Source organism: Flavobacterium sinopsychrotolerans, assembly GCF_900110375.1.
In the GTDB taxonomy this organism is placed as follows: domain Bacteria; phylum Bacteroidota; class Bacteroidia; order Flavobacteriales; family Flavobacteriaceae; genus Flavobacterium; species Flavobacterium sinopsychrotolerans.
In genome coordinates this window covers 847,435-872,016 of sequence record NZ_FODN01000001.1, presented here as the reverse complement: position 1 = coordinate 872,016, position 24,582 = coordinate 847,435, and the positions used below count along the sequence as shown (strand labels likewise).

General features: G+C 35.9%; 19 protein-coding genes and 1 tRNA gene. 14 read left to right on the top strand and 6 right to left on the bottom strand.

Going from position 1 to position 24,582, the window contains the following annotated elements; genetic code table 11:
- Window positions 1-25: 25 nt before the first annotated feature.
- From BMX64_RS03905 to BMX64_RS03895, 3 genes are read left to right on the top strand one after another with little or no spacing between them, the layout of a single operon-like run.
- Complete coding sequence (locus tag BMX64_RS03905; protein ID WP_091166422.1) at window positions 26-1,375, top strand: tetratricopeptide repeat protein; 1,350 nt, start codon at window positions 26-28, stop codon at window positions 1,373-1,375.
- Window positions 1,372-2,160, top strand: coding sequence for a lipoprotein insertase outer membrane protein LolB1 (locus BMX64_RS03900; RefSeq protein ID WP_091166421.1), 789 nt, complete (start codon window positions 1,372-1,374; stop codon window positions 2,158-2,160). Before BMX64_RS03905 ends, BMX64_RS03900 begins: the two co-directional genes overlap by 4 nt.
- Window positions 2,161-2,219: 59 nt before the next feature.
- On the top strand, window positions 2,220-3,437 hold the full coding sequence (locus BMX64_RS03895) for a murein hydrolase activator EnvC family protein (RefSeq protein ID WP_244273215.1): 1,218 nt from the start codon (window positions 2,220-2,222) through the stop codon (window positions 3,435-3,437).
- Window positions 3,438-3,650: 213 nt separating this feature from the next.
- On the opposite strand, the gene BMX64_RS03890 is transcribed toward BMX64_RS03895, so the two are convergent.
- Both BMX64_RS03890 and BMX64_RS03885 read right to left on the bottom strand, forming a co-directional pair.
- Complete coding sequence (locus BMX64_RS03890; protein ID WP_091166419.1) at window positions 3,651-4,499, bottom strand: polysaccharide deacetylase family protein; 849 nt, start codon at window positions 4,497-4,499, stop codon at window positions 3,651-3,653.
- A 15-nt stretch (window positions 4,500-4,514) separates the two neighbouring features.
- Entirely contained in the window at window positions 4,515-5,543 is a 1,029-nt protein-coding gene (locus BMX64_RS03885; RefSeq protein ID WP_091166418.1) for a hypothetical protein, read from the bottom strand.
- A gap of 344 nt (window positions 5,544-5,887) precedes the next feature.
- Here BMX64_RS03885 and BMX64_RS03880 point away from each other — a divergent pair, with 344 nt between their 5' ends.
- Window positions 5,888-7,966, top strand: a complete 2,079-nt coding sequence (locus BMX64_RS03880) for a TonB-dependent receptor family protein (RefSeq protein ID WP_091166417.1) — start codon at window positions 5,888-5,890, stop codon at window positions 7,964-7,966.
- A gap of 21 nt (window positions 7,967-7,987) precedes the next feature.
- Here the strand turns inward: BMX64_RS03880 and BMX64_RS03875 are convergent, their stop codons facing one another.
- Together BMX64_RS03875 and BMX64_RS03870 are read right to left on the bottom strand one after the other, a co-directional pair.
- Window positions 7,988-8,431: a c-type cytochrome gene (locus BMX64_RS03875; protein WP_091166416.1), complete on the bottom strand. Its 444-nt coding sequence runs from the start codon at window positions 8,429-8,431 to the stop codon at window positions 7,988-7,990.
- Window positions 8,432-8,434: 3 nt separating this feature from the next.
- Window positions 8,435-9,559 (bottom strand): PQQ-dependent sugar dehydrogenase, encoded by a 1,125-nt coding sequence (locus tag BMX64_RS03870; RefSeq protein ID WP_091166415.1) that lies wholly within the window; start codon window positions 9,557-9,559, stop codon window positions 8,435-8,437.
- Between the two features lie 483 nt (window positions 9,560-10,042).
- Between BMX64_RS03870 and BMX64_RS03865 the strand changes: the two genes are divergently transcribed.
- From BMX64_RS03865 to BMX64_RS03855, 3 genes are all read left to right on the top strand, one after another.
- A complete protein-coding gene (locus tag BMX64_RS03865; protein ID WP_091166414.1) occupies window positions 10,043-10,462 on the top strand; it encodes a DUF2452 domain-containing protein in 420 nt (139 codons plus the stop codon).
- Window positions 10,463-10,667: 205 nt separating this feature from the next.
- The gene (locus BMX64_RS03860; protein WP_091166413.1) at window positions 10,668-11,231 is read left to right on the top strand and encodes a Crp/Fnr family transcriptional regulator; all 564 of its coding nucleotides are present in this window, start codon (window positions 10,668-10,670) and stop codon (window positions 11,229-11,231) included.
- 95 nt (window positions 11,232-11,326) lie between these two features.
- Complete coding sequence (locus tag BMX64_RS03855; protein ID WP_091166412.1) at window positions 11,327-12,394, top strand: SDR family oxidoreductase; 1,068 nt, start codon at window positions 11,327-11,329, stop codon at window positions 12,392-12,394.
- A 188-nt stretch (window positions 12,395-12,582) separates the two neighbouring features.
- On the opposite strand, the gene BMX64_RS03850 is transcribed toward BMX64_RS03855, so the two are convergent.
- Both BMX64_RS03850 and rseP read right to left on the bottom strand, forming a co-directional pair.
- Window positions 12,583-12,656: transfer RNA gene (locus tag BMX64_RS03850), tRNA-Asn, on the bottom strand.
- Window positions 12,657-12,793: 137 nt separating this feature from the next.
- Window positions 12,794-14,137 (bottom strand): RIP metalloprotease RseP, encoded by a 1,344-nt coding sequence (rseP, locus tag BMX64_RS03845; RefSeq protein ID WP_091166411.1) that lies wholly within the window; start codon window positions 14,135-14,137, stop codon window positions 12,794-12,796.
- A gap of 224 nt (window positions 14,138-14,361) precedes the next feature.
- Between rseP and BMX64_RS03840 the strand changes: the two genes are divergently transcribed.
- From BMX64_RS03840 to BMX64_RS03810, 7 genes are all read left to right on the top strand, one after another.
- Complete coding sequence (locus BMX64_RS03840; protein ID WP_091166410.1) at window positions 14,362-15,429, top strand: NADH:flavin oxidoreductase/NADH oxidase; 1,068 nt, start codon at window positions 14,362-14,364, stop codon at window positions 15,427-15,429.
- Window positions 15,430-15,832: 403 nt separating this feature from the next.
- Window positions 15,833-16,873, top strand: coding sequence for a Gfo/Idh/MocA family oxidoreductase (locus tag BMX64_RS03835; RefSeq protein ID WP_091166557.1), 1,041 nt, complete (start codon window positions 15,833-15,835; stop codon window positions 16,871-16,873).
- Window positions 16,874-17,039: 166 nt separating this feature from the next.
- A complete protein-coding gene (locus BMX64_RS03830; RefSeq protein WP_091166409.1) occupies window positions 17,040-18,251 on the top strand; it encodes an MFS transporter in 1,212 nt (403 codons plus the stop codon).
- Window positions 18,252-18,697: 446 nt separating this feature from the next.
- On the top strand, window positions 18,698-21,535 hold the full coding sequence (locus BMX64_RS03825; RefSeq protein ID WP_091166408.1) for a carboxypeptidase-like regulatory domain-containing protein: 2,838 nt from the start codon (window positions 18,698-18,700) through the stop codon (window positions 21,533-21,535).
- A gap of 10 nt (window positions 21,536-21,545) precedes the next feature.
- On the top strand, window positions 21,546-22,901 hold the full coding sequence (locus BMX64_RS03820) for a DUF5689 domain-containing protein (RefSeq protein WP_091166407.1): 1,356 nt from the start codon (window positions 21,546-21,548) through the stop codon (window positions 22,899-22,901).
- Between the two features lie 90 nt (window positions 22,902-22,991).
- A complete protein-coding gene (locus BMX64_RS03815; RefSeq protein WP_091166406.1) occupies window positions 22,992-23,441 on the top strand; it encodes an FKBP-type peptidyl-prolyl cis-trans isomerase in 450 nt (149 codons plus the stop codon).
- 215 nt (window positions 23,442-23,656) lie between these two features.
- Window positions 23,657-24,523 carry a hypothetical protein gene (locus BMX64_RS03810; RefSeq protein WP_091166405.1) on the top strand — a complete coding sequence of 289 codons (867 nt, stop codon included), beginning with the start codon at window positions 23,657-23,659 and terminating at the stop codon, window positions 24,521-24,523.
- The last annotated feature ends 59 nt before the right edge of the window (window positions 24,524-24,582 follow it).

Below are 24,582 nucleotides of genomic sequence, written 5' to 3'. Positions count from 1 at the left end.
AAAATGATGTAGGATTAAATTTGAAATGAAAAAAAGTGCTTTCATAATTTTATTTCTCGTTTTGCAATGCAATTCGGCTTTGCTATGGGCGCAAACGGAACCCGAGGAAATCAAGCTCGATACAGATCAGTTTCAAGAACTTTTTTATGAATCGTTGCTTCAAAAAGGAATTGAAAATTATGATAAGGCGATAGTAGCTTTGGATAAAGCCAATAAAATAAAACCGAATGATGCGACCGTTTATTATGAATTAGGAAAGAATTATTTAGCATTAAAAGAGTATAAAACTGCCTATAATTACTTTGAAAATGCGGCCAAGATTGACCCTGAAAATAAATGGTTTTGGATAGGAATGTATGATGTGAGTTATGAAACTAAAAATTTCAATCAGGGGATTATCGTCATTAATAAGTTGATTGAATTTGATCCAAAATACAAAGAAGATTTGACCTCACTGTATATCGGGACCAATCAGTATGAGAAAGCGTTGGCGCTGATTCAGGAACTCAATGAAACTGTTGGAAAAACAGATCGCAGGGAATTATACAAAAGCCAAATTTTGTCTGAAGGGAAGTTTCAGAACAACGAAATTTCGAATCTGGAGGGATTGATTGTCAAAAATCCGCAAGAAGAGTCTAATTATATCAGTTTGATATTTTTGTATTCTAAAAATAATGAAGAGACAAAAGCTTTTGAAACAGTAAAAAAACTCGAAAAAGCAATCCCAAATTCGGAGTGGGCGCAAGTGAGTTTATTCAAGAATTATTTAGATTCAAATGCTGCAGGAAAAGCGATAAAAGCAATGAATATTGTTTTGGCCAGTGCCAAAATAGATTCGAAAATTAAGCATCGGATTCTAAATGAATTTCTGATTTTTACCGATAAAAATCCGCAATATTCGCCTGATTTAGAGAAAGCTGTTGGTTATTTCGAAAATGACAAATCTGTTGATGTTGCGAAAGAAATAGGGAAATTTTTTCACGCTAAAAAACAATGGGAAAAAGCCATTGTATATTATGAAAAATCGGTAAATAATGGAGTAGGTGATGCTGTTGAAAAGCATTTGCTTTTGCTTCAAGCGCATACGGAGATGAAACAATTTGATGCAGTAGCCAAGAAAGCTCTGGAGCTGGTAGAGACTTTCCCAACGCAGCCTCAGTTTTATTATTATGCTGGTTTGGCTAACAATCAGCTGCAGCAATTTAAAAAAGCAAAGGATTTTTTAGAAATGGGCATGGATTATGTAGTGGAGAATAAGGAATTGGAAATAAATTTCAATATCCAGCTTGGAGAAGCGTATAATGGTTTGGGAGATTTCAAGAAAAAAGACTTGTTTTTTGCTAAAGCCAATCAATTATTAAAAGGAAAAAAATGATCAAAAAAATTTCAATATTAGTACTACTTACTGTTTTTATGGTTTCGTGCAAATCCAAAGCTGTTGCTATTGCAGCCGGTAATGAGCCAGTTGCAGCGGCAGAAAAAATGTCGGCCAAAAAAATAATAGAAAATCATTACAACAATAAAAATGAATTTTCTACATTATATATTAAGTCAAGTGCTCGTTATGCCGATGATAAACAAACGCAAAATGTTACTGCTGAAATCAAAATCAAGAAAGACGAACAAATTTTGGTAAGCATTCGTTTTCTGGGAATTACAATGGCAAAAGCATTAATCACTCCTAAAACAGTGAGCTATTACGAAAAGATAAACGGGAAATATTTTGAAGGTGATTTCAGTAGTTTAAGCCAATGGTTAGGAACGGATTTAGATTACAATAAAATCCAGAACATGTTGTTAGGTCAGGCAATTGATGATTTGACCAAAGGAAAATATTTGGAAACGTTATTGGAACAAACGTATCGATTGGATGATACATCGAATAAAAACACGAAAAAATCATTCTTTTTAGATGCTGATAAATTCTTGGTTCAAAAACAAGAAATCACGCAAACTGCCGAAGAGAGAATGATTAAAGTAGCGTACGCGGACAACAAAGTATACAATCAGGCTACATTGCCTACAAGTGTCCTGATCAATACATTTCAGAAGAAAGGAAATACCGAAATCAATCTGGAATACAACTCGGTAACTTTCAATGAAGAACTTTCTTTTCCTTATAGTGTTCCAAATGGGTACAAAAGAATTATAATTAAGTAAATTAGCAAAAATATTTTTTCGATATGCCAAAATTTCTCCTAAGCCTAATTTTTATCTGTATGACTTCATTACTGTGGAGTCAGGAATCACAACAAGAAAAATTAGAAGAACGTAAAGCTCAAATTCAAAAAGAAATTAGAGAAAATGAAAAGTTATTACAATCTGTAAAGAAAAAAGAAAAATCTGCTGTTAACGTAGTGATTATTCAAAGCACTAAAATAAAGCTTAAAGAAAAATTAATAAACACGACTGAAAAGCAAACCAAATTGCTGAGTAATGACATGTATATTAATCAAGTTCAGATTAATAAATTGAAGAAAGAATTGGCAGAACTTAAGGAGGATTATGCCGAAATGATTGTGAAATCATATAAAAGTCGTTCAGCCGAAAGTAGAGCAATGTTCTTATTGTCGTCTGAAAATTTTTTACAGGCTTACAAAAGAGCCCAGTATATGAAGCAATACACCAGCTATAGAAAAATGCAGGGTGAAGAAATAAAAACGAAGTCGAATAAGCTTACGGATTTTAATCAAAAACTAAACGTACAAAAAACAGCAAAACAAAAACTGATTGCTGAAAACGAAAAAGAACGATTGTCACTTGAAAAAGAGAAAAAAGAGCAGTTAAAGTTGGTAAGCGTTATCAAAAAAGATAAGAATAAGATTTCCCAAGAAATTAGAAAAAGACAACAAGAGTACAAAAAAATTGACAGGCAAATCAATAAATTAATTCGGGAAGCTATTGCTGCAGCCAACAGGAAAGCAGCCTTAGAAAAGGCAAAAGCCAATCCGAATGCCCCGGTTTCTAAAGCTGCGGTGTCATCATCCAAAATTGAGTTAACTCCGGAAGCCAAAATTGTTGCAGATAATTTTAGAGCCAACAGAGGAAGATTGCCTTACCCTGTTGAAAAAGGATATGTGTCATTAGGATACGGCAACCAAACGCATCCATTGTTTAATACGATAATCGTACACAATAGCGGTGTAGAAATCACCACTGACAAAGGCGCAAGTGCCAGAGCCGTTTTTGGCGGAGAAGTAACCAGCGTTATTGTTTTGTCACCCGTAAACAAAGCGGTAATGATACAACATGGGGATTACTTCACGGTCTATCAAAATCTAAGTTCTGTGAATGTTAGCAAAGGCGATAAAGTGAGTATCAAGCAAAGCCTTGGAAAAGTAAGAACCAATGGGGAAACGGGTAAAACAATCATTAAATTCCTAATCCTTCAAAATACGACATATAACAATCCTGAAGGGTGGCTGTCACCAAGATAAGAAAGGGTTGTTCACATAAAAAAAGCACTATCGTATTCCTTGGAATAAGATAGTGCTTTTTTTATAAACGCTATTTTTAGATAAGAAACTCTTTAGAAGTAAAGGATAAAAGATTATGTAAGGAACCTTTTCAACAGTTGTGTTCTTAATTTATAGTTAGTACAGTTGGTTTAATTTATAAAACAAATGCGAATTTAGAATCTGTTTAATGGGCTATTCTGCTTTGTTAAAAGAAGAATTTATAGCCTTCATTGTTCCTTCAATAGACCAAGTTCCTGAAACTATAATGCGTCTGATGGTGTGTAACGGATCTACAGGATCTCTTTTGGTAGATAAAATATAAGCCATTTTATAATCACTCTTTTTTATTTCAGGGATTGCCGCGGTATTCCATAATCCAAACGGATAGGCAAAATCGGTTACTGGTTTTCCTATGATTTCCTCCAGTTTTGCTTTTGGTTTTACCAATTGTGTATTCCAATCGTCTCCGGTATATTTTGTAACCATATGATGATCCCAAGTATGTGCTCCTACAACATGCCCTTCGTCAGACAAGCTTTTGATTTGCTCTTTGCTCATATATCCGGGACGGTTAATTGAAACTGTCATGATGAAAAATACCCCTTTGAAGCCGTATTTTTTCATTTCGGCTGCGCCAATGCTAAATTGTTCTTCCCGCGTATCATCAAAGGTAATCATGATTGGTTTTGCAGGTAATGGCCCATCAAAAACCAAATAATTATATAATTGTTCTGGCAAAATGGTTTGGTAGCCTGCATCAGCTAACGTTTTCATTTGTTCCGCAAAAGCAGGAGGTTTTACGGTATATACTTTCACGTTTCCACTCGCACTGTCGCTAAAATCCCTGATGTTATGATAACATAAAATGGGCACTTCTTTTTTCGAAAGAATAGTCGCGGCATCAGCAGCTACTTTTTTTGGAGCAACAATTTTTGCTGGAGCAGCAACAAGCGGAACTTCTGGAACTATTTTACGGGATTCTGATTGGCAGCCCACCAATAAAAAAAGTCCCACGAAAACGGAATAAAAAATATTTTTCATGAATTCAATGGTAAATTATTGGTACTGAATATAAATCGGTTTTGGAGTGAATTTTACTAATTCTTCCGGGCTGTACATTTTCCAATCCTTTTTATTGTCATTTTTATAAAATAATTTAAAACCGGCAAACTGTACGGGTTCTCTATAAATATAACTCATATAAGAATCTTTTTTTAATACTTTACTTCCAAAACCATCCATGTCCATAACGATTTGAACTTCGGGTACGGTTTTGATTTCTTTGTAGTTTTTCACCATACCTTGTGTAAAACGGTGTATTACTAACACTTTGGGAGTCAGTTTATTTTTGCGCACAATGTCTGCCAAAATAGTAATGGCGTCATTAATATCTGCGGCAGTAAAATGCCCGATTTTAGAACCTGGACGCTCTCCGTTTTTCATCGAAAATTCAGGGTCAATTCCAAGATGTACATTAGGCATAGAAAGGTATTTTTCTAACTCAGCCACTTCAGCTTTCACCGTACTGTGACCTACTTGAATATCTAAAAACACTAATGCATTGATTGGTTTTGCCCAACTGATAACAGTATCAATTTGTTTAAAAGGCATTCGCAAGCGGTGCATGTTGTTTTTCCCCGGAGCGCCTTGAGCCGTAACAGCAATGTAGTGCAAAGCGGGAATTGTTTTTACAGTAGAATCAGCTGCCTGCCATTTAGCTACTTCGCCTTGTAATTTTGCCAACATTTCTTTTCGGGGAAGTTCACCCAAGATTCCCATTCTTGTGGAGTATAAATTTCCGTAATAGGCAATAATTCTATTGTATGGTAATAACGCGCCAGGTAAAGGGTAAGGCGCTTTTACAGGCCATCTGCCAGTAGTGTCATTGTTGCTTAAAGCGACCATTCTTTTATTAAAATCAAGCGTGTCAATGGTAAGAACTGTTTTTTTCTCTATTGAATCTGCGTTTACTGTTTTCGTTTTCTCTGTTTCGCTTTCTATATCGGCTGCTTTGCCACGATTACAGGCTACAGTACTTAACAACAATAAAGGAAGTGTGATACATGCAATTGCTAATTTTTTCATAGGTAGATAATGTTGTTTTTTTATTTAAAAGGAATATCGGAGTTTAAAGATAATTTAATTGTTGTTTCAATCACAAAGGTATGATTTTTAAAGAACGTCTTTTCCTTTAAAGTAGTGTTTCAAAGTGCTATTTTTTATATAATTTACGGTTTAACAAGGGCTTTATGTAATTTTTCAATACATTTCAATCAAATATAAAAACACTACCAAGCAGAATATAAATTCCTGCTTATATATAAACGTAAATATTCTATAATCAAGACTTGTTAAAAAAATGATTTTTAAGAATACAAAGAAAAAGGCTAACTTTATAAACGTTTTTACTCATTCAAATACTCTAGCAATTGTTCAAACATTTCCTTACTTTTCTTCTTTTTTTAGGTAGTGTAACTGCTGTTTTTGGCCAAATAAAAAAAGATACAATTGCCCTTTCAGAAATTACATTGAAGGGTTTGCCAATCAAAAATGTACTTCAAAACACGGCTTCTTCCGTTTCAGTGATTACTGCTGCCGACATCAATAAAAGTGACGGAATTATATTGACTCCGGTTTTAAATAAGATTCCCGGGGTGACAATGCAACAAGGTGCTTTGAACACCAACAGGATTACGATTCGTGGTATTGGCGCCCGATCTCAATATGGAACCAATAAAATAAAAGCCTATTTTGATGGGATACCATTAAGTTCCGGTGAAGGCGAAACTACAATTGACGATATTGATTTGGCTTCCATCGAAAAAATTGAAATTATAAAAGGACCAAATTCCACCAGTTTTGGTTCCGGTTTGGGTGGTGTAATTCAGCTGTTTTCAAGAGAAACGCCATTGCTAGAATCGTTTGGAAAATCAACAGTTACTTTTGGGAGTTTTGGTTTGTTGCAGCAACGACTTTCGGCCGGTTACAGCGATTCCAAAACAAATATATTCACAAGTTTTACGGATTTACAAAGCGATGGGTTTAGAGCCAATAGTTCCTATAACAGAAAATCATTCAATCTGCACGGCAAACAAAAAATTACTTCCAACAGTAATTTATCATTTTTGGGAACGTTCACCCGATTGAAAGCTTTTATTCCGAGTTCTATAAATGAGACTGATTTAAAAAATAATCCTGAAAAAGCAGCCGCTACTTGGGCTGCGGCACAAGGTTTTGAGTCGTATGATAAATTCATGTTCGGATTAGGATACGATCATCAATTTTCTAAAAAATGGTCCATACAAACCAGTGTTTTTTCTAATTTTAAAGATGCTTACGAGCCCAGACCGTTTGATATTTTGGATGAAAATACAAGTGCTGCAGGTTTTCGTTCCAATTTAAATTATAAAGATCGATTGTTTTCTTTTCCGTTTGAACTAAGTTTTGGCACCGAGTTATTAACAGAAAAATATGAGTATTCCCTTTTTGAAAATTTGTACCAATCGCAACCGGGACAAGGAAGTATAAAAGGCGACGAGTTCAGCGCCATCAAACAAAACCGAAATTATACCAACTACTTTTTACAAATGGAACTTTGGATTTCAGAAAAGCTGCATTTGGAAACTGGTATGGCATTAAACACAACCAAATATTCGTTAGAAGATGTTTTCGAAAATAATTCTGGCAGTCAAAAAATGCCTTTTACTTTTGGAAATGTTTGGTCTCCACGAGTTGGTTTGTCGTATAAAATAAGCAAAGGAAAAAACATATTTACATCAGTCAGTAAAGGATTTTCGGTTCCATCAGTTGCAGAAACATTGACTCCCGAAGGTCAAATAAACACTGATTTGAAACCAGAAATAGGTTGGAATTATGAATTGGGTTTCAAAGGGAATTGGCTTAAAAATGAAGTATACACCGAAGTAACTTTTTATACCACACAAATTAAAAATTTATTAGTGGCTCGACGTACTGCCAATGATCAATTTGTAGGGATTAATGCAGGTAGCAGTTCTCATACTGGATTGGAATTCTTGGTTAATTACAAACTTTTGGAACTAACACATTTTCAAATCACACCTTATTTTTCAGGAACGGTGAATAACTTTAAATTCAAAGAATTCTTGGATGGTGATGCTGATTATTCGGGAAACCAATTGACTGGCGTTCCCGAAAAGCAATTCAATTTTGGAGTGGATGTAAATACCAAAAATGGATTTAGTGTCAACACTTCTTTCCGAACGATGGGTAAAATTCCGTTAAATGATTCCAATACAAAATACAGTGAGCGGTATTCGTTGCTCGATATTAAAACGACGTATATTTTTACGATTCTTAAAATCCTAAAAACAGAGCTGAATGCCGGAGTAAATAACACATTGGATACCCAATATGCGGCTAATATTTTGCCTAACGCAGTTGGTTTTGGAAATGCTGCTCCACGTTATTTTTACCCCGGAAATCCCGTAAATTTTTATGGTGGTTTTTCGGTATCGTATGTTTTTTAGATAGAAATCTAAGCCTGAATTTTATTTTTTAATGGCTGCGACTTCTTTCTCAGTAACGATTTTGGTTTGTTTATTGCTCCAAGAAGTCATAATGTAATTCATCACATCAGCAACTTCCTGATCCGTAAGCCCCATGGCTGGCATACTGCTATTGTACATGATTTTATTGACAACAATTTCGCCACTTTGTCCAAATTTTACAGCAGCAATACTTTGATTCCTCTTGGTTTTCAACCAGTCAGAACCGTCAAGAGGAGGGAAGTTTTTAGTATCTCCTTTGCCATTTGCGCCATGACATTGCATGCAAAAATCAGCATAGATTTCTTTTCCGGGTGACTGAAATTTTGAAACAACTGTGGTTTCGGTATTTAAGTCAATATAGTTGTCTGGGGAAAATGGGTTTTCGAAAGAGAAGCTTCCCAATACAAATACTCCAAATCCCAAAAATAATTTCGTTGTCAGCATCGTTTAATTCGGTATAATTTTGATGATTCCTTTTCCTTCCACGCCCATGTAAATATATCCATCCGGACCTTGTGCCACATTACGCACACGCCCAATATTAGTAGCGATTTTTTGTCTGCCGATAACTTCATTGCCTTTCAACTTTAACAATTCAAGATATTGGAATTTTAAAGAACCAACCAACAAATGTCCTTTCCAGTCCGGATATTTATCACCGGTCACAAAAGCCATTCCGCTAGGAGCGATGGAAGGCAACCAATAATAAATGGGTTTTTCAATGCCTGGTTTTTCGTTTTCTTTACTGATGGTTGTTCCGTCATAATCGATACCATAAGTAACAACAGGCCATCCGTAATTAGCCGCTTTCTTGATAATATTGATTTCATCTCCACCTTGAGGTCCGTGTTCATGTGCCCAAACTGCTCCTGTTACAGGGTTTTTTGCCATTCCTTGCGGGTTGCGATTCCCGTAGGTGTAAATAGCTTCTTTTGCTCCGGTCTGACTGACAAACGGATTGTCTTTAGGAATACTTCCGTCATCATTTAATCGGTATATTTTTCCGCCATCGCGCTTAATGTCTTGGGGATTTACGAAATGATCGCCACGCTCACCCACGGAGAAATACAAATAGCCTTCGTTGTCAAATGCAATTCGGGAACCAAAATGTTGTCCTTTTGTAGTATTCGGAGTGGCTTTGTAAAGTGATTCGATTTGTGTCAGACTTCCGTCTACTAATTTGGCTCGAATGAGTTTTGTGTGGCCGCCGGTACCTTCACCTTCATCGGAAGCATACGTCATATAAATCCAACCATTTTTAGCATAATCAGGATGTAAAACGATATCTAACAATCCACCTTGTCCACGAGAATATACTTTTGAAACATTTTTGATTTCGGTTTTTATACCGTTTTTGATATGATACAGAATACCACTTTTTTCGGTAACTAACATTGTTCCGTCAGGCAGCCAAGTCATTCCCCACGGAATGGCAATATCGGAAGCTACGGTTTCAAGCGTATAGTTTTTTACTTCATCTTTAATAGCAATGTCATTGGATTTTACCTGCGCATCGCAACTGAAAGAAAGAAAGGATATAATTGAAAGTGAAACTAATGTGATTTTTTTCATGAGTATTATTTTTTAGTTCTTTGTACTTCATAAGTCTTTTTAAAGATAGTAAAAGAGGAATAAAAAAGACAAATAGTTATTTTAAATTTGCTTAGAATTAACAGATGAAAGATTCGGTCTAGTGATAGAAAATTATTGGACAAACTGTAATTTGGTGTTTTAAGTAAGGTGTAGTAGAAACTAAATCAAAAGTTTAAGGAACTTCCGTTCAATCCTAAGAACAAGAGCTTCAAGAAAAAATACTATCATCTGTAGTCTTTTGGTGCTTTTTTTGGAAGTACATAAAATATAGCCACTTTTGCGATTATCCTTTTTGCTTCCTCTCTTTTATTTGAAGGTGGGATTTTTATATTTTTTTGTTTAACTTTGTGTTAAAATATTTAAACAAAAAAAATTATTTTTAAAACATAGGTTTGAAATTTGTAAATGAAACGTTACTAATTGATTCCATATAATTAATTGGAAAAAATAAATTAAAATTAGATGAAAAATAAAAAACCTGATAATGTCGTATATTCAGTTGAAGCAGGATATAATGCAAATATATTGCCTTACGCTACCAATGTTGGGGCTCCGGTAATTAGCGTAGGTGATGTTGTTTCTTGGAAAAGTAGAGGGATAGACAATGTGAATAAAGAGCTAGGGAATAAATTTAATGAACTCAAGGTGCAATATCAAAAATTGATGCAAGAATACGAATGGAATGAATTAGTATACAGCGCTAAATTTTCATTTGAACCCGTTATTGGCGAAATCTATCATTTGTACAGAGATGCTGCAGGCGTAAACTTTCTTTCGTTGATAGGTCCGAACGAATGGAATAAAGAACATATTGGTACTTTTAAACTCAACAGTGATAAAAAATGGATTCTCCTGAATGCAGTTGATTCGCAGCTTTACTAATCTAAAATAATCGAGATAATTTGGAGATAGAGCGTTTCTTTATATTTCTAAAAACAGAATAGTTTTCTAAAAATGGCATTGAACTCATCGTGTTGTTTTCTTTGTATTTTACGTATGATTTTTAATTTTTGTATTCAAGATTGGCAATAAATCCTAATCGTTCTTTTTTAATTGTATTTTTATCCAGGCATTAAGCAAAGGAACTATGGAAGAAATTTTAAGACAACAAATTGAGAAAATTGTACCATTAACAGATGATGAATTTCGATTAGTGCTGTCTCACTTTTCGGTTGGTAACTATAAAAAACATCAATATATTGTTCAGCAAGAAAATCCTGTTCCGTATGTTCATTTTGTTGTAAAAGGGCTGCTGAAATCATTTTACATCGACAAATCGGGAAAGAGTTATATTTTGCAATTTGCCATGGAAGATTGGTGGATAACGGATAATCAAGGTTTTTATAATAACCAGAATGCCACACTCAATATTGACTGTTTAGAAGATGCACAAACCTATTATATTACTCTTGATAACAGAGAAAAATTGTGTGCCGAATTACAGAAAATGGAATTCTTCTTTCTGCAAAAAATGACTGCTGGCAATATTGCGCTTCAAAACCGAATTCTATCGTTAATGAGTAAGAATTCAGAAGAACGATACATTCAATTTATCCAATTATATCCGGATTTGATTCACCGCATTCCTAAAACTTTAATAGCATCGTATCTGGGAATTTCAAGAGAAACTTTGAGTCGTTTATCGCATTGATGTGATATAGGTCACAAATTATCTGTGACGTATGTCCTTTATAATCCATGGAATGTTTTAGAATTTTGTACTTGATAAAATTTTAAAACAGAAATATGGAAAATATAGCACTAGTTGTTGGAGCAACCGGAATAACGGGTAGCAATCTCGCAGAAAAACTTATTGCTAAAGGGTGGACGACTTTCGGGTTAGCCAGAAATCCACGAAAAGATATAGAGAACCTTCAGCCTGTTGCTGCAGATCTTTTGGATTTGCAGAATTTAAAAACAGCTTTAAAAGACATTTCTCCCACTCACATTTACATTACAACTTGGATGCGTCAGGATTCTGAAGCCGAAAACATTCGGGTAAATAGCTTGATGATAAGGAACCTTCTCGAGGCATTATCTCCAAAAAATTCAGTGCAACACGTAGCACTTGTTACAGGATTGAAACATTATCTTGGACCGTTTGAGGCTTACGCCAAAGAAGGATTTTTGCCCGAAACTCCACTTAGGGAAGAGCAGCCGCGTCTTGATTTAGAGAATTTTTATTATGCTCAGGAAGATGAGGTCTATGCTGCTGCAGCCCGAGATGGTTTTACATGGAGCATCCACCGCCCGCATACGGTTATAGGAAAAGCAGTAGGCAACTTAATGAATCTTGGTACGACGCTTGCGGTATTTGCCAGCATTTGTAAAGAAACAGGAAAGCCATTTCAGTGGCCGGGTTCAGCAGCACAATGGAATGGACTTTCGGATGTTACCGATGCCAGAGTATTGGCTGAACATTTAATTTGGGCTTCGACTACAGCAGCGGCTCGTAACGAAGCATTCAACGTAGTCAATGGCGATTTTTTTCGTTGGAAATGGCTTTGGAAAAAATTAGCGGAATCGTTCGAAATTGAAGCAATAGGTTTTGATGGTACGATTCATACTCTTGAAGAACAAATGAAAAATGAAGCTCCGGTTTGGAAAAAAATTGCTACGCAATATGCTCTTGAAGAGTCTAATTTAAACAAGTTGGCTTCTCCGTGGCATACGGATCTTGATTTAGGACGCCCGATAGAAGTGATGACGGATACGTCTAAAAGTCGCAAACTCGGATTCCCTGTTTTTCAAAGAACGGAAGATTCCTTTTACGATTTGTTTGAACAGCTTCGTACTGACCGATTGATTCCGTAGTTATCTTAAGGTAGTCTGAAAGAAATAAAAAAAGAGGATTCAAAACGTAATGTTTTTGAATCCTCTTTTTTATTTCTTGTAACCGGGAATGTGCAAAGTTGGTTTTATGACTTCCTAACAATTATATTGTTTCACTACCGCCTTAAAACAAAAAAGACCTTACATTGCTGTAAAGTCTTTTTAAAAAGCTCCCTCTCTTGGGCTCGAACCAAGGACCCTCTGATTAACAGTCAGATGCTCTAACCAACTGAGCTAAGAAGGAAACTGTATATTTTTATTCTGGTGTGAATGAACGTTTTTAATTGCTTTATTATGATGTGCGTTTCAGTTGTAAAGCGGTGCAAAGATAGGCTATCATTTGGTTTGTGCAAATAAAAATCAAACTTTTTTTAATTTTTTTTACTTCCCTACAATTGCCTTGTAAATGTCATTTCCGTTAGCAAATAGTAACAGCGTTATAAGTAATACGAAACCAACCATTTGCGCATTCTCTAGGAATTTGTCACTTGGTTTTTTACCGCTGATGATTTCATATAATAAAAACATTACGTGCCCGCCATCAAGTGCTGGAATAGGCAATAAGTTCATTACGCCAAGCATTATGGATAACAAAGCAGTGATGTTCCAGAAAACTTCCCAGCTCCACGTATTAGGAAAAATATCAAATATCGCTTTAAAACCACCTACTTGTTTGTAAGCACCTGTACTTGGACTAAAAATCATTTTCAATTGTTTTCCGTACCCTACTAATTGATTTTTTCCTTTCTCTAATCCTACAGGGATTGATTCCAGTAAACTAAATTCCTGTTTACTGATTTTATAGTATCCTAATTTTTCTAATGATTCCATTCCTAAGCTTCCGATACCAATTCCTAATTTTGCATCTTTAGAAACAATAACTTGCAACGGAACTTGTTTTTCATCTCTTAAAACAACAGCCGAAATAGTTTTGTTTTTATTCTTTTCTAAAACGGAAGTTACTTGATCATAATACTTGGTTGATACTCCATTTAAAGACAAAATAATATCTTTTGGCTGTAAATTAGTATTCAAAGATCCTTCAGAAATTGAAGTAATGGCAAATGGTTTTCTAATAGAAACTAAAGAACCTTTTTCTACTTTAGACAATTGATCCACGAAATCAACTGGTATTTTGATTGTTTGCTCTATTCCATTTCTTTCAATCAAGACTTGTTTAGCCATGATGATTTTCATATTCATTTCATTGTCAAACTTGATGATTTTTTCACCATCAACGGCAATTATTTTATCTCCTGTTTGAAAACCTGCTTTGTTCATAACGGGATTCTCAATCAAAAGTCCGTCTTTCAAATCTTCATTAGCAATATAGGTATCGCCATATGCAAATGCCATTCCGATGTAAATGATAAAAGCCAAAATGAAATTTACGGTAACACCACCCAGCATAATAATCAAACGTTGCCAAGCCGGTTTAGAACGAAATTCCCATGGTTGAGGAGGCAAAGCCATTTGTTCCTTGTCCATACTTTCGTCAATCATTCCGGAAATTTTCACATAACCGCCCAAAGGCAACCAACCGATACCGTATTCAGTTTCGCCAATTTTCTTTTTGATAAGGGAATATTTAACATCAAAAAATAAGTAGAATTTTTCGACTCTGGTTTTAAACAGTTTTGCAGGAATGAAATGTCCTAATTCGTGAAGTATAATCAGTAATGATAAGCTCAATAAAAATTGAGAAAGCTTGATAACTATGTCCATTTATTTGTCATTGCGAGGAACGAAGCAATCTAATCCTCTTATTAATTTAATTTTATAACTCACAAAAGTAAGGTTTTCTATTTGTTTATTTTACAATAATTGTTCCATACCATTTTAAAAGTTTGTTAATTAATAGAAATTCAATTCTTACTTTGGTCTGTGAATCTTAACTTTACTTTTTTGAAATGAGCATTTCTCGTTTCTTTCACTTTTAAAATAAAGATATGTCTTCAAAATTATTTTCTCCACTCAAAATAAAAAGCATAACGCTAAAAAATAGAATTGCTATTTCACCAATGTGCCAATATTCGGCCCAAGATGGCTTTGCCAATGACTGGCATCTTGTACATCTTGGAAGTCGTGCCAGTGGTGGTGCGGGATTAATCATCCAGGAAGCGACTTCAGTTTCTCCCGAAGGTCGAATTTCACCAGAAGATTTGGGACTTTGGAAAGACGAGCAAATCGAAAAAATGCAGCAGATTAATCAATTTATTATCAGTCAGAAATCGGTTCCCGGAATCCAATTGGCGCATGCCGGAAGAAAAGCAAGTGCCGCATCACCTTGGAACGGAGGCCGAAAACTAGACGCAACACAAGGCGGTTGGGATACCATGGCGCCAAGTGCGGTTGCGTATCATCACACTGAAAACTCACTCGTTGCATTAGACGAAGCGGGAATTCAAAAGGTAGTTTCCGACTTTAAATCAGCTACAAAAAGAGCGGTTCAAGCAGGTTTTCAGGTAATGGAAATTCATGCCGCACACGGGTATTTGTTGCATCAGTTTCTTTCGCCTTTGTCTAATTTTAGAACCGATGCATATGGTGGAAGTTTTGAAAACCGAATCCGTTTAACACTCGAAGTCGTGGATGCAGTTCAATCAGAATGGCCGGAAAACTTGCCTTTATTCGTTAGAATTTCGGCTACAGATTGGGCAGAAGGCGGATGGAACTTGGAGGAATCGGTACAGCTTTCGAAAATGTTAAAAGAAAAAGGCGTGGATTTAATTGATGTTTCTTCGGGAGGATTAGTTTCACACCAACAAATTCCTTTGGGACCAAATTACCAAGTTCCTTTTGCGGAAAGCATAAAAAATGAAACCGGAATCCTGACTAGCGCCGTAGGTTTAATTACTGATGCCGCTCAAGCCGAAGAAATAGTTGCTTCAGGAAAAGCGGATTTAGTGTTATTTGCCAGAGAATCCCTTAGAAATCCGAATCTGGGATTGACATTTGCTCATGATTTAAATGCGGATGTCGAATGGCCGAAACAATACGAAAGAGCTAAAATGTAAGATTTTGATTTTGAAACATATAAGTCATATAAGTTTTTTTTTTAAGATTTCTTAGATGACTTATATGTTTAATTTTTGAAACGTATAAGTCATCTAAGTTTTACTTTTAAAAATTATAAAATGAAACTGTATAAAAATATTTCAATTCTTATATGAACTTATATGCCTTATATGTTAAAAAAATAGGTTTCAGTCTCTATTTTTTGAAAGAAAAGAAATGACAAAAAGTTGACTACTTGTCTAATTTTTAAAAACTTACATGACTTATATGTTAAAAAAACAGGTGTCAGTCTCCATTTTAAAAGAAAATAAATGACAAAAACTTCACTACTTATTTAATTTTTAAAAACTTATGTGGCTTATATGTTTAAAAAAACACGCCAATAATTTGAAAAATAATACCATGCAAAAAATAAAAACAGCTTTACTTTCCTACGGCATGTCCGGGAAAGTATTTCATGCTCCTTTTTTAAATTTTCACCCCGGATTTGAACTCCTTGGTTCTTGGGAACGAAGTAAAAAATTAATTCATCAGGATTTTCCTTCGGTGAAAAGTTACGCCACCATGGAAGAGTTGTTGGAAGATGACGTAGATTTAGTCGTTATAAATACGCCGGTGGAAACGCATTATGAATATGCAAAACAAGTCCTTTTGGCCGGAAAACACGCTATTGTCGAAAAAGCATTTACTACAACGGTTGCCCAAGCGCAGGAATTAGCGGCTATCGCCAAAGAAAAAGGATTGAAACTGGCCGTTTTCCAAAACAGAAGGTGGGACAGCGATTTCAAAACCGTCCAGAAAATTATTTCAGATAAACTATTAGGTGATATCGTGGAAGCCGAATTCCATTTCGACCGCTACAATCCACTTTTGAGTCCGAAACAACACAAAGAAACGGCCAATTCCGGTGCTGGAATTCTGAAGGATTTGGGACCGCATTTGATCGATCAGGCGCTGTGTTTATTTGGTTTGCCACAATCCGTTTTTGCCGATATTCGTATTACAAGGGAACATTCTTTGGTAGATGATTATATTGATATTTTACTGTATTATTCCAATTTCCGCGTCCGACTCAAAGCAGGATTTTTTGTTCGGGAAGCAATTCCGGCGTACGTCATTCATGGGAAAAAAGGCTCATTCCTAAAACCACGCGGCGATGTTCAGGAAGACGAATTGAAATTAGGAAATAAACCAAATTTAGAAACGTGGGGAACGGAATCCATCGAAAGACAAGGACTGTTGCACACTGAAATTAATGGCGAAATTATTCAGGAAATTATTCCTACACTTCAAGGCAATTATTATGACTTTTTTGACGGAGTTTATCAATCGATTGTAAATGACACGACCGAACCGGTAACGGCACAAGAAGGTGTTCAGGTAATGCAAATTATTGAAGCTGCGATTCAAAGCAGTGCACAGAAAAAAGTAATCGACTTATAAAATCTACCGCGAATTAGCTAATTTTTAAAAAGTATAGAAATTCGCGAATTCGCGGTAACTACTTTTATAAACAATAACGTTGTATTTTTCGTCAAATGTTTTGTTTTGACACAACCAATGATTGCTTTTTGTAATTTTGACCCATTAAATGCTAAAATAAATCACTTTGATAGATTTAAACTTTTTAGGAAGGTCAAATACGAAAGCCAAACTCAAGAAAACATACACTGAAGCTAAGGTTTCTTATTTGAACCGAATTCGTTGGGCAGTTTCTATGTTTTACTTTGGGATGGGTTTGTGCTTTGCCACTTGGGCTAGCCGAATCCCGGATATCAAAACCGCTTTGCATCTTAGCGAAGGTGATTTAGGAAGTATTTTATTCGCTTTGCCATTAGGTCAATTAGTGATAATGCCTTTTTCTGGAAAATTAGTCGCCCGTTTTGGCAGTAATAGAATCTTGATATTTGCCCTTTCATTATATGTTTTTAGCATGACAAATTTAGGATTGGCTGTTTCCGCTTGGCAATTGTCATTGGGATTATTCGTCTTTGGAATCTTTGGAAACCTATCTAATATCGCCGTAAACACACAAGGCGTTTACACCGAAGTGCTTTTCAAAAAAACCATTATGTCCTCCTTTCACGGGATGTGGAGTTTTGCTGGATTCATGGGAGCATTAGTAGGATTAGGAATGCTGGCTTTTGAATTAACACCGTACATTCACTTTCTCATTGTGGCCGGAATCGTATTTTTGATGATGGCTTTCAACTATAAATTTTTAATAAAAGCCAAAGAAACCATACAAACCGAAAAGAAAAAATTATTCTCTAAACCGGACAGTGCGCTGATTTGGTTGGGAATAATCGGGTTTTGTTGCATGGCAAGCGAAGGCGTAATGTTCGACTGGAGCGGTGTTTATTTCAAAGATGTCATCAAGGCGCCCGGACCATTAGTGATTTTGGGGTACACTTCCTTTATGATTATGATGGCGGGCGGACGTTTCTTAGGAGACGGTTTGATTCGTAAATTTGGCCGAAAAACTGTCTTGCAAATCAGCGGCATCATGATATCAGCCGGACTTTTTACAGCCGTATTCTTCCCATTTGTCATTCCCGCAACCATCGCGTTTATGTTCGTTGGTTTGGGAGTTTCCACCATAGTTCCCACAGTTTACAGTGTGGCCGGAAAAACCCCAAATGTGTCGCCCAGCGTAGCCTTGACGACCGTTTCCAGCGTAAGTTTTCTGGGTTTTCTTATGGGTCCGCCAATCATCGGGTACATAGCGGAGCTGTCAAGCCTCAGATTTTCATTCGCATTCATCGGCGTTTTTGGGATTCTAATCGCAATAATGGTATCCCGAATCAAAGCAATAGAATAACTATAAATTTTTAGGAGCACGATATTTCGTTTCCATAAAAACATTTTCTCCCGCTGTTCGCAGTATCCACGTCCAAAAGCTTGGGATACTTGCTGCCATCGGGGCTACTGAACTCGTTCAGATTATCTAAGAACTTTCCCCGAAAACAGGTTTGATAAAATATTTTCATTGAAAATCAATATGTTAGTATTTTTTTTATACATTTAACATTATAATTCTTTTATAGAATATTTTCATTTGATACTGCATGCAAAATACCACTCATTCAGCAGTATCGTATTTAAGGTTTATACCACTTTTTCCAAAATTCACTTTTAATTATTTAACGTTATCCCATTTCGGATAACGTTTTCAATTTTTGTAGTTCAACCGTTGCAATTCATTGTAACGGTTGAACTTCTTATTGTAATTCCCGCTTTTATACTGTAACCTCATCATCTGAATTCATGAATAAATTTTACGTTGCGTTCTTCTTTATGGTTCATATTGGATGTAGTATTGCACAAAACAGTACGGGTTTTTTTGGAAAAGTCGTAGATTCCAAAACCCAAAATCCATTAGGTTTTGTCGTCGTCAGTGTTCAAAATACGACTTTAATGCAACTCACTAAAGAGGATGGTAATTTCAGTTTTGATTCCGTTCCCACAGGAAATATATTGCTTCTGGTACACAGTCAGGGTTTCAAAGATGGCTTATATCCGGTCGAAATCACCGAAGGACAAATGCTGGATTTGGGAACCATGACTTTAGAAGAAGACCAATCCACAGAACAACAAAACAGCATTATCACACTTATCGAAAGCGATTTTGGCGAAGACAACAGCAGTTCCGAAAGTACTTCCGGACTCTTGCAATCGTCCCGCGATGCTTTTCTGCAATCCGCTGCTTTCAACTGGGGACAAGCTCGTTTTAGAGTGCGGGGATTAGACAGCGAACATTCCACGATGATGATTAATGGCGTTTCCATGAACAAAATTTATGATGGAAGACCACAATGGGGAGAATGGGGCGGATTGAATGATGCGCTCCGCAATCAGGAATTCACCCTTGGAACAGCCCCTTCAGATTATACGTTTGGCGGAATTTTGGGAACTCAGGAAATTAACACGCGGGCTTCCATTTACAGACCAGGTTCCCGAATCTCCTTTTCATCAACCAATACCAATTACAGTTGGCGCACGATGGCAACGCATGCTTCCGGTATGAATTCCCGTGGTTGGGCTTTTGTAGTTTCGGCAGGAAAGCGCTGGGCGCAGGAAGGATATTTTGAAGGAACCAATTATGATGCGAATTCCTTTTTTATAAGCCTGGAAAAAAAGTTAAGCGAGAAGCATTCGTTGAATCTTACGGCACTGTACACGCCTAATTCCAGAGCCAAAAATTCGCCAAACACTGCCGAAGTTACGAAGCTTACAAACGTAAAATACAATTCGTATTGGGGTTTTCAGGACGGTGAAAAAAGAAATGCCCGCATGAAAACCATTGAAGAACCCACGATGATGCTGAATCATTATTTTAAAATCAATGATAAAACGAATCTGAATTCGAGCGTAATGTATCAATTTGGAAAAATTGCCAACAGCAACATCGATTATCAAAATGCCAATAGTCCTGACCCCACGTATTACAGAAAAATGCCTAGTTATTACAGCTCGCTTTATGCACCGGATAACGGAGAATTTTCGGGAGCATTTACTCCGGATTATGAAAATGCGGAGAAAAGCAAAGGGGAATTTTTAGCCAATCCTCAAATTGATTGGTCAGCATTATATCAAGCCAATCAAAATCCAGTTTTGGATGCTAATGGAACAATTACGGGCTACGAACCCACAAAAAGCAAGTATGTTTTGTATGAAGATCAAGTGGAAGATGAAACGGCGGTGGCCACAACAAATTTTAGCGCGCAACTCTCAGAAAATATTTTTATGAATGCCGGAGCGTCTTTCAAAAAACTAAAATCGCACAATTCACAAAAGTTATTGGACTTGCTTGGTGGCTCTTATTTTGAAGATATTGATGCTTTTTACAGCGGGAATCAATCACAATCTGATTTGAATAATCCAGACCGTCAAGTAGTCGTTGGCGATACATACGGATACAATTATAATTATTTTGCCAATACGGTAGAAGCATTTACCCAATTTAAATTCACTTATAGCAAAGTGGATTTCTATCTGGCACAAAATTTTTCCAGAGCAGATTATCAACGGGAGGGTTTGTACAAAAATGGGATTTATGAAACCAATTCCTTTGGGAAAAGTGAGAAAGTTGCGTTTGAAAACTTTGGCTTCAAAGCCGGATTCAATTTGAAAATCTCCGGCAAACAGTTGGTGACTTTTAATGCGGCACATTTGACCAAAGCGCCTTCTTTGAAAAATACTTTTGCAAATTCCCGTTTGAATAATGCAATTGTAGACGGAATCGAAAGTGAGAACATCAGCAGTTTGGATGCGAGTTATGTCTACCGTTCACCAAAACTGAAAGCCCGACTGACAGCTTATTATTCCCTGATTAAAAACGCAACTCAAATTTCCTTTTTTTATGCCGAAGGAATTTTTGATGATGGCTCCGGTTATTTAAATACAGATGCTTTTGTGAGCCAAACATTAACGCAATTAAACAAGAAGAATATGGGTGTAGAATTTAGTTTGGAATATCAATTGACGCAAACATTTAAAACTACTTTTTCAGCGGCTTTTGGCGAATATACGTATGACAGTAATCCACATGTGACATTGACAAACGATGCCGAAGCAACTCCAGAAAACACCAGTCCGGTTTTTGATTTTGGAACGGCTTCCCTCAAAAATTACAAGCAAGCAGGAATGCCACAACGCGCGTATTCCGTAGGAATTGAGTATCGAGATCCAAAATATTGGTGGCTTAGCGCCAATGTAAATTACCTCACCAACAGTTATATTGATATTTCACCTATTTCAAGAACCGAAATATTTTATAAGAATCCCGCAAGCGGTTTTAATTTTCCGGAGGCGACGGAGGAAAGAGCCGCAGTATTATTAAAACAAGAAAAATTTGATCCTACGATGTTACTCAATCTCGTGGGTGGAAAATCATGGCGAATTTATGGAAAGAATGTTGGCGTTTTTGCCAGCATCAATAATGTGCTTGATGTTACCTATAAAACGGGTGGTTACGAACAAGCCCGAAATGCCAATTTCAGACAAATTAATCAAGATGTTTCCAGCGGTACGCCTTCTTTTGGACCAAAATATTTCTACGGATACGGCAGAACGTACTTCGTGAATCTTTATATCAATCTATAAATTAAAGCATATGAAATCAACATTTTACAAATCGGTTCTATTTTTACTGATGACAATCACATTTGGTAGTTGCGTGACCGATGAGGTTGTGGCTCCAAAACTTATTTGCACACAGCCGGATTTAGTGACTAATAAAACTGTCAGCGAAGTTCATGCGGTTGCAAATGCGATTGTAACGCAATACAAATACGATGATGTCATCGAGGCATATGTGGTTTCCAGCGATGAATCGGGTAATTTTTTCAAGTCGATTTCCTTTCAGACTTTGGCAACAGCCACAACGCCAGCCATAGGATTTAGTGTTCCTGTGGATGCTACAAATTTGTATATTGACTATAGGTTGGGCAATAAAGTATACATCAATTTGAAAAATCAATACACGGATATTTCGTTTGGCGGAATGCGTATCGGAAGTATTTTTGTGAATTCTTACAATGAAGGTGGCGTGGGGCGACTTTCGCAAAATGAGTATAAAAAAGTGTTGAATGCTTCTTGTACGAATGTAAAGGAAGAGGCTTTAGTTCGGTCGTTAACAATGTCGGAACTGCTGAATGATTCTAATTTGAATACGTTGGTTGAGTTGTCTGATGTTCAGTTTTCGGCATTGGCAATTGGCCGTCATTATTTTGAAGAAACCAATAATGTGGGCGGTGCAACGAATTGGGGTTTGATGGATAAATTAGGGAATCAAATCTATTTTAGAACCAGTAGTTTTTCTGATTTTGCAACTAAATTAGTTCCGGAAGGAAGCGGAAAAGTACGAGGGATTTTGACGAAATACGGAACGGATTACCAATTATTGCCCCGCTCCGAAAAAGACGTCGTTATGACTGGAACAAGAGCAGTTCCTTTCTTCTCTGAAGATTTTGAAAAAGTAGTGGATAACTCAAAATTGAGTCTTCCCAGTTGGTCAAATATGGTTCAATCAGGAACGCTTTTCTGGAAAGGGACAGTGTATTCCGGAAACGGTTATGCCGAGTTTAGCATTTCAGGAACTAAAGTCGTATCCAATATTGCTTGGCTGATTTCGCCAAAAATTGACATGGATGTTCATACTAAAGAAGTCTTGACTTTTAGGACGGCTCAGCATCATTTAGATGTTGACTCACCATTGAATTCTTTAGAAGTTTATGTTTCCTCTGATTTTGACGGACTGAATGTGGCTTCCGCAACGTGGACTCCGTTAGTTGTAAATTTGCCTAAACAAGCTACAGCATGGTATCAATTTATAGGAAGTGGCGCAGTAGATTTATCTTCTTATAAAGGTAAAATTAACATTGCTTTCAAATATACCGGCTCCGGGAAAAATCTGGCTTTGGATGGCGCTTTTCAAGTAGATGATGTTCAGGTTTTTGGGGACAAATGATTTTTATTTAAAAGAAAAGGAGGGGGTTGATTTTTAGCATCGCTACAGTCACATTTTCATTATATTTGCCTTCTTTAAATAAAATTTATTATGAAAAAAATCCTTTTTGCACTTACTTTAGTACTTAGTATGTCTTGTTCAAAAGACAAAAAAGTTGACTATGTTGCCCAAAATGAACAAGATATTATTGCATATATCGCAAAAAATAATTTAACAGCCCAAAGAAGCGATTCAGGTTTGTATTATGTAGTTAATGAAGCGGGAACTGGTGAACAACCTACCGCAACCTCTAATGTAACAGTTGCTTACAAAGGCTATTTTACTAATGGATCGGTATTCGACGAAAGTGAAGCGGAAGGTATTTCATTTGGTTTAAACCAAGTGATAAAAGGCTGGACAGAAGGTATCCCTTATTTTAAAGAAGGCGGAAGTGGAATTCTTTTAATTCCTGCTCGCCTTGGATATGGGAATGACGATAGAGGTCCAATTCCCGGAGGTTCTGTGCTTATTTTTGAGGTTAAACTTATTACAATAAATTAAGATTCATTGCTCAGATATTATTAAAAACTGAAGAGTTATCATATAAAAAACAGGAGTTATCTATTTTTGGAGATAACTCCTGTTTTTTTGATAGAAACACCATGCATAAACCTAAACAGATGGCATTCAAGCTGAAAAATATAAATTTGGAATAAAAATTTTATACTTTGATTGGTTTTTGTATTTTGGCCATTCCAAATCAATATAAATACCTAATGAAAACCTACTTTATTGCCTTATTTATGATGGTCATGCCGTGTTTGATGCTAAGCCAAATTTCAGAAAATTCAGTCAAGTTAAAGCAAATTAATATTGTAAAGACAAATTTCCGTAATTTAAAAAGTGGTGAGATTATAAATAAAACCATCTTATTTAAGGACGGAAAATTACAGTCCATTAAAACATCTGACGTTATTCAAAGTTTTTTTTATAATCCAAAAGAATTATTGGACATGACAGTCAAAGAACGACAAGGAAGTAACTGGAAAGAGGTTGTAAATTACGCTTATAATAAAGAGGATCAATTGGTAAAGTTTACCAAGAAATACGAAGAAGGTGGAGAACTTGTTACTAAAACAGTTATTATTACTTACGAAGGATCAAGAGTAAAAGCAGTAACTAAAAAAAGTAACAGTCATCAAACCTTGATTGAAGATATTGAATATGTTGTTGAAAATGGACTTGTAGCCAGACGTTCTTCTAGGGATCGAAATCAACAAATAGTTAATAAAATAGAGTATGTGTATTTCAAAGACAATATTGTCAGACATAAAGGATTGATTGGTGACAAATCAATCAAGAACTATACTTTTGATGATAAAAACTCTGCTGATTTATTAATAGTGAAAAACATTTTTGGTCAAAATTATAAAACGATTGTGCCACTAGTTTCTTTTCATGAAGATGAATTTGATTTTGAATCAATATCTAATAATAATGAATTAAGTTTTGCCTCTACTGCAGTAAATGCTATTGGTAAAAGCAGAAAATACAAATACAATAATTTAAACTATCCAGTATCCTGTTCCCTTGTAGAAGAAAATGGGATAGTAAAAACGGAGTTTAATTATTTATACGAATAATAGAAAGTCAATGTATGATCCTGTTTTTCTTTCCGTATTTTTTAGAAAATAAAAAGGCT